The organism is Rhodothermaceae bacterium, assembly GCA_009838195.1.
Taxonomy (GTDB): Bacteria; Bacteroidota; Rhodothermia; order Rhodothermales; family Bin80; genus Bin80.
Genome location: VXSC01000008.1, coordinates 62,379 through 76,277 on the forward strand (window position 1 = coordinate 62,379; position 13,899 = coordinate 76,277).

Genomic DNA, 13,899 nt, shown 5'->3' on the forward strand with positions numbered 1-13,899 from the left:
TCGGGGGCTGCACTGATCTACTTACGTAAGCCCAACGCTTTGGTGATATTTCGATAACGCTCAATATCCTTGTCAATCAAGTAATTGAGCATCCTGCGACGCTTTCCCACTAGTTTTAATAGTCCGCGCCTTGTTGCATGATCTTTTCTGTTATTCCTTAAATGTTGTGTCAGATGGCGGATCCGTTCAGAAAAAATTGCGATCTGCACCTCTGCCCTGCCCGTATCCATGGGGCCACTGCCATATTTCTCTGCAAAATGCTGTGTCTGTTCCTTCGTTATCATTTTGTGTAATCAATTAGTCTTTATTGGATCACATCCCCGCCAAATGCCCGTGTGCAAGACTGGTCACAGTTAAAATAAATCGGCCGACCAGGATGAATCAGCCCAATGGTACCCTATGCCACTCAGACTGTTCCAAAATCTTCCTGGAAATCACTTCGTCCTGTTGCATGGCCGCTTGTAATTTTTCCATCGAAGCAAAGTTACGCTCCGCACGGATTCGCTCGAGAAAATGTACGGTGATCTCTTCCCCATAGATGGGTCGATCAAAATCAAGCAGATGCACCTCCAGGTGTACCCCTCTACTGTCCTTGATTGCCGGGCGTGTTCCGATGCTCATCATTCCTCCCAGCCAGGCCCCTGACACCTCTACATTCACAACATAAATTCCGTGTGAAGGAACAACCTTTTTAGGTTCCCGCAAAATCAGGTTTGCAGTAGGATAGCCCAGCTCCCGGCCACGACCATCTCCGCGAACTACCCTGCCTGTCAAAGAATGCGGACGTGCCATGAGCTTTGCCGCAAGAGATACATCCCCAGCTTCCTGTAAAATAGAGCGTACCTTCCGGGAAGAAATCACCAGATCGTGGATCTTGTACGGTCTGATCACTTCCACATCAAAATTGTGTTGCCGACCCAGAGAAGCGAGTAAATCAACATCACCCTTTCTTCCCTTCCCAAACCGATGGTCATGCCCCACAATAATCGTTTGAAGCCCTGTGCGCTTCACAAGCAGTTCCAAGACAAAGTCCTCTGCTTCCAACGTGGAGAACTTTTCCGTAAACGGCAATACAACCATCCGAGCTAATCCAAGAGAAGATAAAATCGCGGCACGTTCCTCTATGGTCGTCAGTTTGGGCAGAGTCTGCTGCAATAACACCTCACGTGGATGAGGATCAAATGTGATCAATGTGCTGAGTCCGCCCGTATTCTTGGCACGCTCTACAAGATCTGCAATGATCATCCTGTGCCCCAAATGCACGCCATCGAAGATCCCCACCGTCAATATGCTGTCCGGCCGACAAGTTAAATCGTCTAGCCCTCTTTCAAAGATCATGTGTTCTCAAGGACAGCGACCAACTGTTCTATACTGCACGCCCGCTCAACCTGATAACTTCCAATCGCCGTACGACGTAGTTGCGTCAGGTGAGCCCCCACATGTAAATGCTGGCCGACATCATGTGCTAATACCCTGATGTAGGTGCCCTTGCTGCATCGCACTCGAAAATGAACCTCTGCCCCCTCTACACGGAGCACCTTAAAACTATGGATGGTTACTTCATTGGGGCTGCGTTCAACAGATTCTCCTCGTCTGGCTTTCTTATACAACCGTTCTCCGCCCACCTTGACGGCGGAATACATCGGTGGAATCTGTTGAATGCCCCCTGTGTGGACAGAACAGGCAGATTCAATTTGTGCGAAAGTAAGCGAGCCGATCGGTTTGCGCAGCGTCACCTCGGTGGCTGAATCCATAGATGGAGTAACTTCGCCGAGGCGCATTGTGCCATCATAGACCTTGGGGAGGCGCAAAAATCGTCCCTGAGACTTCGTAGCCCTACCAAACAGCAGGATCAGTAATCCCGTTGCCAGTGGATCAAGCGTACCCGTATGTCCTATTTTGGTCGCTCTCGGAAAGTACCGCTTCAGCCTCCTGATCACATCGTACGAGGTCCAGCCACCGGGTTTATCTACTAAGAGTGCAGCACCGAGAAAATCTTCCGCAGACCTTGCACGGGCGCAAACCGATGCATCCCATACCGGTACAGATTTCTCTTGATGAGTCTGCTCCATCGGCTCAGCCGTCATGATACACACGAGTCCGGCCTCATGAATTTGCAGTAGGGATCGCCCCCATCCGCACGGTTGTGTACTCGAATGGCGGCATCTACAATTACCAGCACCTCAGGTATGTTAATCTCGAACCCGTAAAAACGATCATGCACGACCATCCTGATCCTTGATCTGCGCAAACAGCGTGTCCAGTTTACGGACCTGATCCTGTGAATTGTCAAGAAAAAACCTGATACTCGGAACTGCCCGGACCTGATGACGAATTCTCTGAGCCAGGAATTTTCTCACTGCTGTGGTCTGGTTCACCAGCGCATCAAAGGCAGTCTGACGCTCTTCTGCAGAATCGAGCATGATGCTCAGATCAACATAGACAATCGACAGGTCGCGCGTGACGCGAACTCCTGTCACGGTCACCATGGATTGATCGGGAAACTCACGCGCGAGGATGTCCGCCATCTCGCGGTGCATCAACCTCGCAACGCGTTGCGTTCGTACACTCATGGGTTTTAGGAGACATCAAGCGTACGCTTGGTTTGGACCATCTCAAAGGCCTCAATCTGGTCACCAATTTTAATGTCATTGTAATTCTCAACCCCGATCCCACATTCGTAACCGGAAACCACCTCTCGTACATCCTCCTTGAATCGACGCAAGGACGCAAGTCGCCCTTTATAGATGACAATACTCTCCCGCAGCACATGAACCGTATCGCTCCGGCGAATACGTCCTTCGGATATATAGCAACCCGCAACGGATCCGATCTTGGGGACTTTGAATACTTCCCGCACTTCTGCAACACCAGTGATCTTTTCTGTTTCTTCCGGAGTCAACAGCCCCTCAAGTGCATCCCGGACATCCTCAATTGCATCATAGATGATCGAATATGTGCGAATATCAATCTCTTCGCGCTCTGCCGCCGCTCGGGCACCTGCAGTAGGGCGAACCTGAAATCCGATAATGACGGCATCTGATGCCGAAGCCAACATGACATCGCTCTCGGTAATCGCACCTACCCCCGCATGAATAATACTTACCGCTACCTCATCCGTCGAAATTTTGTGCAACGAATCGCTGATCGCTTCTACGGATCCACCTACATCCGCCTTGATGATCAGATTCAGCTCACTGAAGTCTCCCAATGCCATTCGGCGTCCAATGTCTTCCAATCGCACGTGCTTATACTGGCGCATTTTCTGCTCACGCCAGATCTGTTGACGCCTTTGGGCAATCTCGCGTGCTTCTGATTCATTTTCTACGCCGGCTAACTGATCCCCCACTGTCGGCTGGCCTGGAAGCCCAAGCACCAATGCCGGCTCACTTGGACCCACGGATTTGATCCGATTATCCCACTCATCAAACATCGCCCGAACTCGTCCACCGTAGACACCAGCCACGAACGGATCTCCAATTTTGAGTGTCCCGTTTTGGACAAGAACCGTTGCAATATTACCCCGCCCACGGTCTAGTCGACTTTCTATCACAATCCCTTGGGCGTGTCGCTTGGGGTTCCCCTTCAACTCCAGAAGGTCCGCTTCAAGAAGCACTTTTTCCAAAAGATCATCAATGCCCTCACCCGTCTTCGCTGAGACATATGCACACTGAACGTTCCCACCATACTGCTCAACAAGGACATTGTAGTCGGCAAGTTCTTTCATGACCCGCTGCACATCCGCCTGCTCCAGATCGATCTTATTGATTGCAATAATCAGTGCAACGCCAGCTGCTTTTGCATGATTGATTGCTTCAATCGTTTGCGGCATCACCGAATCATTGGCAGCAACGACAAGGATCACAACATCGGTCACTTTTGCACCACGAGCCCGCATGGCAGTAAATGCTTCGTGGCCTGGTGTATCCAGAAACGTAACCACCCGGTCCCCGTCAAGTGCCACTTTATAAGCTCCGATGTGCTGCGTGATACCTCCAGATTCCCCGGCAGCAACGCTCGCATTACGAACATAATCAAGGAGTGACGTTTTCCCGTGATCCACATGTCCCATCACCGTGACTACCGGTGCTCTTGGTTTCAAATCTTCTGGATCATCTTCGATCACTTCAATATCATCCGCACCAAACTCGGTAATAAACTCAACTGTGCATCCGAACTCATCCGCCACATAAGCAATGGTATCCGCATCCAGCCTCTGATTGATCGAGACCATCATCCCGGAGCTGAGCAACATGCTGATGATTTCCGTCACCTGGACTCCCATCAGGTCGGCGAGCTCACCCGTAGATACAAATTCGGTGACACGGATTTCACGAGCTTTTTCTTCCTGCTCGATCTGGATATTCATACGCTCTTCCGCGCGCTGCTGACGACGTGCTCTTCGCCGACGCTGGCGGACCCGCACATTGCCTTGATCCATAGAGCGGAGGGTCTCCTGGACGGACTGTCCAACCTCTTCCGAATCTACCTTGGGCTTACGTTTGCGCTTGCGCTTGGAAGGCGTGGTCGTTGCTGCAGACTTCTCTGCAGCTTCCTGTACAGATTTAGCCGATGCCGTAACTTTTTTGCGTTTGCGCTTGCCTCGGCGCTTCGGGCCCGGCTCGTCTGCCCCTTCAACCGCCTTCAAATCAATCCTGCCCAGCACTTTTGTGCCCTGAAGCTTGTATCTGTCTGCCGAGATTACACCCTCTTCACTCTCCCCTTCGCCAAATTCCGCCAATTCTTCTGACCCAACTGGGCTGATATCCGCTGCCTCATCTGCGGGCTCATCCTGCTCAGGGGTTTCCTCCTCCTGACTCAAAACACGCTCAGCCTCTTCTGGATGTTCGGCGTCTAAGTGTGGAGTCTCCTCTACATCCGCAGCCACAGGTTCCGCGGACGGTTCATCCTCATCAACAGGCTCAGCAGATAACTCAGCTTCCACATCCTCACTTATTTCCGGCTCCGATACGACCTCTTCTTCATCGGCGGAGTCTATACCCTCCGGTGAGACCTCCGCATCCGGCTCTGAAACCGCCTCCGCTTCGGGAAGGGAGGCTGGTTCATCCGCGACTTCTGCAACTGCTTCCTGATCTGGGGCAGTATCTGAAGGCGGCTCATCCTCTTCTGCAACTACATCCGGTTGCGGCTCCCTGTCCGACAACTCTGACTCCCGAATGGCACGGAGTTCCTGTACACGGGCACGGATCTCGCGGTCTTCTGAATAGTGATCTACCAGATCGAGATAGGCCTCTTCATCGACGATTGCTGCGTTGAGCCCGTTCCCTTTCAACGCATCCGTGTATCCACGTTCGCTCAGATGACCGACAATCGTATCAACCGTCAGATTCAGTTCTTTGGCCGCTTTGTGCAGCCGAACTTTTCTGAATTTTTTTCCTGTGGCAGTCGTTGCCATCTGCGCTATCCTGGTCGTTTATGTACTGATACCGTGTGGCTATAATTCGTATTCTTCCTCTAGCTCCTGCCCTTCTTCATCATCGAATTCGGCCTTCATTGATTCCATGATGCGCGTTGCCACCTCAAGATCAAGGTCACTCCTGCGAACGAGCTCATCCACGGAGAGCTGCAGAACTGCTTTAGCGGAATCACATCCAATCTCGCGAAGCTTATCAATGATTTCCTTGCTGAATTCATCTGCAAATTCACCAATCTCAACATCTTCCTCGTCCGCCGGAATCTCCCGGAAGATATCCAACTCAATCCCGGTCATCCGCGATGCAAGACGGATATTGATCCCGCCTTTACCGATAGCCTGGCTCACCTCATCCGCCTTAACAACTACTTTGGCCTTGGGTGGAACCAACGTATCATTGATGACGACAGACACCGGATTGGACGGGGAAAGTGCTCGCTTGATTAGCAAATACAGGTCATCTGTCCACTCCATGACATCAATATTTTCATTGCTGAGCTCCCGTACCACTGCATGGATGCGGTTGCCTTTGAGTCCTACACAAGCTCCGACAGGATCAATTCGATCATCATGGCTGATGACCGCCACTTTTGCCCGATCCCCTGGCTCACGTTGGATGGACCTTATCTCAACAATCCCTTCATCAATCTCCGGCACCTCCAACTCAAAGAGACGCTCCATCAGTTGCGGCGCGGTCCGACTGATAATTACTTTTGGGTTGCTTCCCGCATCTCTACGTACCTCCTTTACCACTGCACGCAGCATATCCCCTTTCCGATAGCGATCACGCGGAATCTGCTCTTCCCGGGGCATCACCAACTCAACCCTGTTATGCAGGACCAGAATTTCCCGCCGCCGTATCTGATAGATCTCACCGACGACCAATTCGCCGATAAGGTCTGAGTACACTGCATAGACATTTTCTTTCTCAATGTCCCGGATACGGTTGCGGAATGTGTAGCGGGCCGTCTGTACTGCACGCCGGCCAAATTCAGCAATAGATATTTCTTCGGCAACCTCATCTTCGACCTCAAAATCATCTTCGATCTTGATGGCATCCCTGAGCTCGATCTGTGTCACTGGGTCGGACAGATCATAGTCTTCAACCACTTCCCGGATGTGCAGAACCTGTATATCTCCGTGATCTGGATTTAGAATAATTTCAAATGCCTCATCCGAACCGAACCGCGTCCGGATCATGGCCCGTATGACATCCTCCACGATTAACTGGAGTGTATCCCGGTCTATATCTTTCTCCCGGGCAATCTCGGCGAATGACGAAACAAGATCTCTGCTGTGCATCTCAATGAATTTCTGTTCTTACCAGGGTAATTGCACTTTAGCCCATTGGATATCTTCGTGTAAAATCTTTACAGCCCCCTTCCCATTTTGAATCTGAATGAAGGACTCCTGTACAGACAAAAGTTCTCCACAAACCTCCGTGAATGCATCTTCCTGCTTCCGGTAGTGAACTCTCAGATTGCGACCGATATGTTTGCGATACTGCCGGAGTAGACGTAGGGGACGGGTGGCATCTGGCGTGGACACATTCAATGTATAGCGCCCAGGCATAATGTCTTCCACATCCAGAACAAATCCAATCTCCCGGCTTAATTCAACCAGTTGGTTCACCCCAAGGTCTTCGTCACTTTCAACGAATACATTCACCGCATGGGATCCTTTACTGCCACGTACAGAAAACTCGACCAAAAAGATCGCACCCCCTCCCAGCACCCCTTCCACAAGGGTCTGTACACGTTCTTCAAGTCCAACCGTATCCATGGTTAGTGTATGTTAAAAACGCCCAGTCTCGACGTGCGTGACGGGCGCAGTTCAACGTCTATTCAAACAAAAGAGGGGCCCGCAACCGAGCTCCTCTCTGCCGTCGAGCAGCCATTGCCCGCACCCAGATCATAGATCCCGGCGCGCACACCGCCGCTACACGGGTGGTTACCATCCTTCCTAATGATTGTTCCGATCAGACCAGACTGGCCCGCCGCTCCGCGGTAACCTGCTCTGGGTAGTCTAGGGTGTAGTGCAACCCTCGGCTCTCCCGCCGCATCTGTGCACTGCGAATGATCAGATATGCGACGGCGATGAGATTACGCAGTTCGCAGAGCCTACTGGAGATGCGGGTTCGATCGTAAAACTCCTCCACCTCCTCATAAAGCAGCCGCGTTCGGCGTAGTGCTCGAGCAAGCCTTAGATCAGAGCGGACGATCCCCACGTAGTTCCACATGGTCCGCTGCAGTTCCTCTCGGTTATGAGATATGAGCACCCATTCTCCCTGCTGTCCGGTACCGGAAGCGTTCCAATCCGGCACTAGTTCATTGAAGTTTCGCCGAGCTGCAATTTGTGGAGCTATGTTGACCGCTCTTCGACTAAAAACCATGGCTTCCAGAAGAGAATTGCTTGCGAGCCGGTTTGCTCCGTGCAAACCTGTGTAGGCGACCTCTCCAATCGCCAAGAGTCCTGTAATACTCGTCCTGGCCATCGTATCGGTTTGCACGCCACCGCATTGATAATGCGCCGCAGGAACAACTGGAATGGGTTCGGATGTCGGATTGATGCCAAGCTTCCGGCAGGTCTCTACAATATGCGGGAATGCTTCCTCTGTTTTGGATTCCGCAAGATGTGATACATCTAAATACACATAATCTTCTCCCCGGTTCTTGAGCTGATCATCAATTGCACGGGCAACAATATCACGCGGTGCCAACTCAGCCCGAGGATCATAACGCTCCATAAATGCCTCGCCACTCTGATTTAACAAGATACCGCCATATCCTCTGACTGCCTCAGAGATCAGAAACGCACGCCCTTTGTGGAATTTTCCCTGATACAGTGACGTGGGGTGGAACTGGATAAATTCCATATTGGCTACCCGTGCTTTTGCGCGATAGGCCATGGCAACCCCATCTCCCGTTGCAATGGAAGGATTCGTCGTATGCTGATAGACCGCACACGATCCTCCAGTCGCCAGTAGGGTCACACGTGCCAGAAATGTATACACGGTCTCGTCCCTCTCATCCAGCACATAGGCACCATAACAACTGACATCCGGGCGTAGTCTTGTCACATGTTGTCCCAGATGATGCTCTGTAATCAGATCCACCGCATAGTGATAATCGAAGATCGTGATATTGGGATGTGCCTGAATTTTTTCCAAGAGGACACGTTCAATCTCCCGCCCGGTCCGATCTCTGGCATGAAGAATTCTCGGATGTGCATGGCCCGCCTCACGAGCGAGATGCAACTGCCCCTCCGCTTTGGTGAAGGATGCCCCCATGTCAATCAATGCCTGAATCTCACGGGGACCTTCGGTAATCACATCCCTGACTACGCTCTCGTCACAGAGGCCTGCACCGGCAATGATTGTATCTTGAATATGACTTTCGATGGAGTCATTCTTGTCCCATACCCCCGCGATTCCCCCCTGGGCATAATTCGTGTTGGATTCGGCAGTCTCCTTCTTGGTGATGATTGCGACCTGTCCTTGATCGGCAACGCCCAATGAAAACCATAACCCCGCGATCCCACTCCCTAAAACGAGATAATCATATTGATGTCGGTCGGCCATCGTTATTGCAGCAGATAGGCTTTAATAAATGCATGCAGATCTCCATCCATAACAGACTGAACATCAGTGATCTTGAGCTCCGTCCGATGATCATTGACCATTGTGTACGGCTGGAATACATAGGATCGGATCTGACTCCCAAAGTCAATCCGTTTCTTTTGGGCTTCACGCTTATTCTTCTCTTCTTCCTGAATTGCCTGCTCTAAACGGTAAACGCGGCTCTTGAGCATGGTCATGGCTCGTTCCCGGTTCTGCAACTGGCTGCGTTCCTCGGTACACTCTGCGGCAACACGAACCTCTTCTCCATTTGAGAGTGCCCCCGTCCAGATCAACCGCACACCGGTATCAAGCTTGTTTACATTTTGTCCGCCCTTTCCTCCTGAGCGGAAGGTCTGCAACTCAATATCCGCGGCCCGCAGGTCAATCTCTATGGTTTCGTCAATCTCCGGGTACACAAATACACTTGCAAACGAGGTGTGTCGACGCGAATTAGAGTCGAACGGAGAAATACGCACCAGCCGATGCACACCGGATTCAGCTTTGAGATAGCCATAGGCAAACTCTCCCTGAACACTCAGAGAGGCGCTCTTGATACCAGCAACTTCCCCCGCCTGGTGGCCGAGAATCGAAACCTTGAAACCCTGCCGTTCTGCATAGCGTGTGTACATCCGCAGCAGCATCTCGGCCCAATCCTGACTTTCGGTCCCACCGGCACCGGGATTAATCGTCAGAATGGCATTGCGATGGTCATCCTCTCCGGAAAGCATGCTACGCAACTCAAGGGATTCAATCAATTGCTGCAATGCGTTACAGCTTGCTTCAATTTCCTCCCCTAAATCTTCTGATTCTTCTTCGGAAAGCTCAATCAGAACCGATACATCCTCGGCATGCTCACGTACGATCTTGTATGCCTGCAGCCACTCATTCTCAGATGCGATTGCACGCTCGTTCGCCTGTGCTGCTTCGGCATCATCCCAGTAATCCGGCAGTAGGCGTTTCTCATTCAGCGCCTGGACTCGTTCTGATCGCTTTGCAACGTCAAAGATAGCCTCCGAGCGCATGTGCACGCTCCAGTAAGCTTTCTATTTCTGGCCCGGATATCATCTGATAGCAGAGTGGCTTCGCTGAGAAAAACGGGACCTCAACTGATTCCATAAAGGCGTGAGAACCGGATTCATGGACGCTCCCAGTGCCCCGCCGACGACCCCAAGTAATCCCCCCACAAATACCGTTACCACCGGAATAAGTGCCCCCGGGAGACCTCCGAACATCGCCCCCATGATCGCCAGTAGCCGTATGGTTGGCTCAGGAGCAACGATGAATGTATGTGCGACAAACAGGGCCCAGCCCAGTCCCACTGCAATGCCTCCTGCAAGCCATGCGCGTCTTCGGCAATACATCCCTGCAGCGATGCCGCCTCCAATACTCCATGCCCATCCCAGAATCAGATGAAGAATGATCGCAGTTCCTAGCCCAATCAATATTCGAATCATCGGCCATTCTTGCACTTCTGAACAAATCGATTGATCCGGCAAGTAGCCTCGGCAACCTTGTCATCCGCAGTCGCATAGGAGCAGCGTACGAACCCTGCCCCACTGGGCCCAAAAGCATCTCCTGGCACCACGGCAACTGATTCTTCGTGAATCAAATTTTCTGCAAACTCCTCCGAAGTCAGCCCTGTTTCCCGGATATCCGGGAAACAATAAAATGCCCCTTCTGGCTCAAAAGTGGGGAGTCCTGCTGCCCGCAAACCATCTACAATCACACGTCTACGGCCATCATATGCCTGCCGCATACGCTCAACCTCCGAAGCACAGTCCCGGATTGCCGCCAAGGCCCCGTATTGGGCAACGGTCGGAGCACTCATGATCATATACTGATGGACCTTATAGAGCCCCTCGTAGATTGAAGCAGGAGCAATCGCGTAACCAAGCCTCCATCCAGTCATGGCGTAAGCTTTCGAGAATCCCCCCAGAATTACACTGCGCTCGCGCAAGGACTCAACTGACCAAGCACTGGCATGCCCTATCCGCTTCGCATCTCCATAGATAAGTTGATCATAGATCTCATCTGAGACCAAGACGAGGTTATGGGCCTCTGCAATGGCAGCAATTTTCTCGAGGGTTTCCCGTCTCAGGATCGCACCTGTCGGGTTATTCGGATAGCCAATAAAAATCATCCGGGTCCGGGAGGTGATTCTACTGGAGATATCTTCTGCCGTCACTTCAAAATTTGTTTCTGCACGCGTCGGGACATAGACCACCCTACCATGAGCAAACCGGGCCACCGGGCCATAGGACACAAAGCATGGTTCCGGAATTAGGACTTCATCCCCAGGGCTCAGTAGTGATAGCATCGCCAATTGCATTGCTTCGCTGGCGCCAACGGTGATCAGAATTTGATCTGGCTCTACCTGATATCCATATAGATCGTACAGGTGTTCTGCAATGGCCTCTCGCAGTTCAATTAGACCGGCATTCGAAGTGTACCCTGTCTTTCCCGCCGCCATTGACGCGACCGCTGCATCCATAATGGGGCGTGGGCTCACAAAATCCGGCTCCCCGATCCCCAATGAAATCACACCCTCCATGGAAGCTGCAATATCAAAAAAACGGCGGATACCGCTCGGGGGAATGGACTGAATATGTGGAGCGAGTAATGACATTATTATACGAATTCTACTCCCTGTGCCAAGGGAAGGTCTTTGCCATAATTCACGGTATTGGTTGCTCTGCGCATATAATGTTTCCAAGAATCCGAACCACTTTCACGCCCTCCACCGGTTTCTTTTTCTCCTCCGAAGGCACCACCAATCTCAGCCCCGCTCGTACCAATATTTACATTCGCAATTCCGCAGTCACTTCCTGCAGGCCCACAAAAAATCTCAGCCTCTACAACGCTGTCAGTGAAGATTGCACTCGAGAGTCCCTGTGGCACATCATTCTGGATTCTGATTGCCTCCTCCAGTTGATCATATTCGTGTACATAACAGATCGGTGCAAACGTTTCTGTTTGCACAATCGGTGCTTCGGAAGAAATTTCTATGAGCGTAGGCCGCACGTAGACACCACCGGAGGGGACATCCGCTGTGACGCGTCCTCCCCCATGGACCTGTCCTCCCTGCTCGGTAGCCGAAGCCAATGCACGCTCCATTGCCTTGGCTGCACCCTCATCAATAAGGGGCCCTACCAACACATCGCTTTCGCGTGGATCCCCAATCCGTATGGATCCCCAGGTACGGAGCAGACGTGACAATAGCTCATCCTTTACACTTTTGTGAACAATTAGGCGGCGAAGCGTCGTACATCGCTGTCCTGCGGTTCCCACTGCAGCAAAGGTAATTGCCTTCACTGCGAGATCCATATTTGCACCTGGAGCGACGATGAGCGCATTATTGCCCCCAAGTTCCAACAATGAACGCCCCAGTCGTTTGGCCACACGTTGCCCTACAGCCCGCCCCATTGCAATGGACCCGGTTGCCGAAATCAATGGCAAATATGCAGAGTCAACCAATGCCTCTCCTACATCACGACCACCATTGATTACTACACTCAACGCATCCGGAGCATCTTCAAAGTCGCGGACTACTCTCATCAGAAGGTTATGGCATGCCCATGCAGTCAGTGGTGTCTTCTCGGAAGGCTTCCAGACTACCGAATCCCCACAGACCAGTGCCAAGGCAGCATTCCATGACCACACAGCCGCAGGAAAATTAAAGGCCGAAATCACACCGATCGCACCCAAAGGATGCCACTGCTCCATCAGCCGATGCTGAGGACGTTCACTTTGGATGGTAAACCCATAGAGTTGGCGACTCAGCCCAGTGGCAAAATCACACACATCAATCATCTCCTGCACCTCCCCCTCCGCTTCTGATTGAATCTTACCTGCCTCCAGGGTGACCAAGTAGCCCAACTCTTCTTTGTGCTCTCGCAGTATCTGCCCCAATTGACGGACCAGCTCTCCACGACGGGGCGCAGGAACGACCCGCCATGAAAGAAACGCATGATGTGCGGCCTCGCAGCCTCGTGCTACTTCTGCCGAAGTTGCCGAGCCAACATGCTGAATCAGGCTGCCATCAATGGGACTATGAACTTCTATGCGAGGTCCCTGACCGGGGTCTGCAGAGGAGCCAATGATAAGCCCAGGTCCCACATCAGATATTCCAAGTGAACTGAGAGCGGTTCGTACGTTCATCTCAAGCACACGACTTCAGACTGCAGAAAAGGCAGCGATGAGCCCAACAGGTTGCATACGACGTGAAAGAAGCAACTATCATCATCGTAGCGGTAACCAGTTGAAAGTGTACTCCTCATCCAGGAACGAGGTGCTCATCTGTAGTGGGCTGTTCTCCAGGCCGATTATTTCATGATTTAAGCTTCTTCCTTAGACGCTTCTACCTCTGATACATCCGTATCGGATACATCTTTCTCAGAAGCCTTTGCCTTTGGCGCTTTCTTGGTAGACGCTTTTGCCTCAGAAGCCTTCGCCTTTGGCGCTTTCTTAGTAGATGCTTTTTCCCCGGAAGCCTTCGCCTTTGGCGCTTTCTTAGCGGATGCTTTTTCCCCGGAAGCCTTCGCCTTTGAGGCCTTCTTGTCAGATGCTTTTGTCGTGGAGACCTTTGCCTTTGACGTCTCCTTAGCGGACGCTTTTGCCTTAGAGGTCTTTGTCTTTGGCGCCTTCTTAGCGGATACTTCTTTCCCGGACGCTTCCTCCTTGGAGACTTCAACCTCTGGCGTTTCCACATCAAGCACTTCTTCCTCAGAAGCCTTCACATCTGGTGCTTCCGCATCGGACGCCTCTTCCTCAGAAGCTTTCACCTCTGGCGCTTCCGCAGCGGACGTCTCTTTCTCAGAAGCCTTCGTCTCTGAAGCTTCTGTATCGG

The 13,899-nt window shown here is 51.8% G+C and carries 12 protein-coding genes; all 12 read right to left on the reverse strand.

Translation table 11 applies throughout. The features are described 5' to 3' along the window. Positions 1–17: 17 nt before the first annotated feature. On the reverse strand, positions 18–284 hold the full coding sequence (rpsO, locus tag F4Y64_01605; GenBank protein ID MXX96294.1) for a 30S ribosomal protein S15: 267 nt from the start codon (positions 282–284) through the stop codon (positions 18–20). Positions 285–381: 97 nt separating this feature from the next. After that, positions 382–1,338 (reverse strand): bifunctional riboflavin kinase/FAD synthetase, encoded by a 957-nt coding sequence (locus F4Y64_01610; protein ID MXX96295.1) that lies wholly within the window; start codon positions 1,336–1,338, stop codon positions 382–384. Next, positions 1,335–2,072, reverse strand: coding sequence for a tRNA pseudouridine(55) synthase TruB (gene truB / locus F4Y64_01615; protein ID MXX96296.1), 738 nt, complete (start codon positions 2,070–2,072; stop codon positions 1,335–1,337). Before truB ends, F4Y64_01610 begins: the two co-directional genes overlap by 4 nt. A 144-nt stretch (positions 2,073–2,216) precedes the next feature. Beyond that, positions 2,217–2,573 carry a 30S ribosome-binding factor RbfA gene (rbfA, locus tag F4Y64_01620; protein ID MXX96297.1) on the reverse strand — a complete coding sequence of 119 codons (357 nt, stop codon included), beginning with the start codon at positions 2,571–2,573 and terminating at the stop codon, positions 2,217–2,219. 5 nt (positions 2,574–2,578) lie between these two features. Further along, positions 2,579–5,416, reverse strand: coding sequence for a translation initiation factor IF-2 (gene infB, locus F4Y64_01625; GenBank protein ID MXX96298.1), 2,838 nt, complete (start codon positions 5,414–5,416; stop codon positions 2,579–2,581). Between the two features lie 39 nt (positions 5,417–5,455). After that, positions 5,456–6,736 carry a transcription termination/antitermination protein NusA gene (gene nusA, locus F4Y64_01630; protein ID MXX96299.1) on the reverse strand — a complete coding sequence of 427 codons (1,281 nt, stop codon included), beginning with the start codon at positions 6,734–6,736 and terminating at the stop codon, positions 5,456–5,458. A gap of 18 nt (positions 6,737–6,754) precedes the next feature. After that, positions 6,755–7,216 (reverse strand): ribosome maturation factor RimP, encoded by a 462-nt coding sequence (locus tag F4Y64_01635; protein MXX96300.1) that lies wholly within the window; start codon positions 7,214–7,216, stop codon positions 6,755–6,757. Positions 7,217–7,412: 196 nt separating this feature from the next. Next, entirely contained in the window at positions 7,413–9,014 is a 1,602-nt protein-coding gene (nadB, locus tag F4Y64_01640; protein ID MXX96301.1) for an L-aspartate oxidase, read from the reverse strand. A gap of 2 nt (positions 9,015–9,016) precedes the next feature. Then, the gene (locus F4Y64_01645; protein ID MXX96302.1) at positions 9,017–10,075 is read right to left on the reverse strand and encodes a peptide chain release factor 2; all 1,059 of its coding nucleotides are present in this window, start codon (positions 10,073–10,075) and stop codon (positions 9,017–9,019) included. Between the two features lie 39 nt (positions 10,076–10,114). Next, positions 10,115–10,507 (reverse strand): hypothetical protein, encoded by a 393-nt coding sequence (locus F4Y64_01650; GenBank protein ID MXX96303.1) that lies wholly within the window; start codon positions 10,505–10,507, stop codon positions 10,115–10,117. Beyond that, a complete protein-coding gene (locus F4Y64_01655) occupies positions 10,504–11,679 on the reverse strand; it encodes a pyridoxal phosphate-dependent aminotransferase (GenBank protein ID MXX96304.1) in 1,176 nt (391 codons plus the stop codon). The genes F4Y64_01650 and F4Y64_01655 overlap by 4 nt, the downstream gene beginning before the upstream one ends. 2 nt (positions 11,680–11,681) lie before the next feature. Then, positions 11,682–13,211 carry an aldehyde dehydrogenase family protein gene (locus F4Y64_01660; protein ID MXX96305.1) on the reverse strand — a complete coding sequence of 510 codons (1,530 nt, stop codon included), beginning with the start codon at positions 13,209–13,211 and terminating at the stop codon, positions 11,682–11,684. Between the last annotated feature and the right edge of the window lie 688 nt (positions 13,212–13,899).

Excerpts from the sequence above, each read along its gene's own strand:
- rpsO (MXX96294.1), bottom strand. The coding sequence starts at position 284 with ATGATAACGAAGGAACAGACACAGCATTTTGCAGAGAAATATGGCAGT.
- F4Y64_01610 (MXX96295.1), bottom strand. The coding sequence starts at position 1,338 with ATGATCTTTGAAAGAGGGCTAGACGATTTAACTTGTCGGCCGGACAGC.
- truB (MXX96296.1), bottom strand. The coding sequence starts at position 2,072 with ATGGAGCAGACTCATCAAGAGAAATCTGTACCGGTATGGGATGCATCG.
- rbfA (MXX96297.1), bottom strand. The coding sequence starts at position 2,573 with ATGAGTGTACGAACGCAACGCGTTGCGAGGTTGATGCACCGCGAGATG.
- infB (MXX96298.1), bottom strand. The coding sequence starts at position 5,416 with ATGGCAACGACTGCCACAGGAAAAAAATTCAGAAAAGTTCGGCTGCAC.
- nusA (MXX96299.1), bottom strand. The coding sequence starts at position 6,736 with ATGCACAGCAGAGATCTTGTTTCGTCATTCGCCGAGATTGCCCGGGAG.
- F4Y64_01635 (MXX96300.1), bottom strand. The coding sequence starts at position 7,216 with ATGGATACGGTTGGACTTGAAGAACGTGTACAGACCCTTGTGGAAGGG.
- nadB (MXX96301.1), bottom strand. The coding sequence starts at position 9,014 with ATGGCCGACCGACATCAATATGATTATCTCGTTTTAGGGAGTGGGATC.
- F4Y64_01645 (MXX96302.1), bottom strand. The coding sequence starts at position 10,075 with ATGCGCTCGGAGGCTATCTTTGACGTTGCAAAGCGATCAGAACGAGTC.
- F4Y64_01650 (MXX96303.1), bottom strand. The coding sequence starts at position 10,507 with ATGATTCGAATATTGATTGGGCTAGGAACTGCGATCATTCTTCATCTG.
- F4Y64_01655 (MXX96304.1), bottom strand. The coding sequence starts at position 11,679 with ATGTCATTACTCGCTCCACATATTCAGTCCATTCCCCCGAGCGGTATC.
- F4Y64_01660 (MXX96305.1), bottom strand. The coding sequence starts at position 13,211 with ATGAACGTACGAACCGCTCTCAGTTCACTTGGAATATCTGATGTGGGA.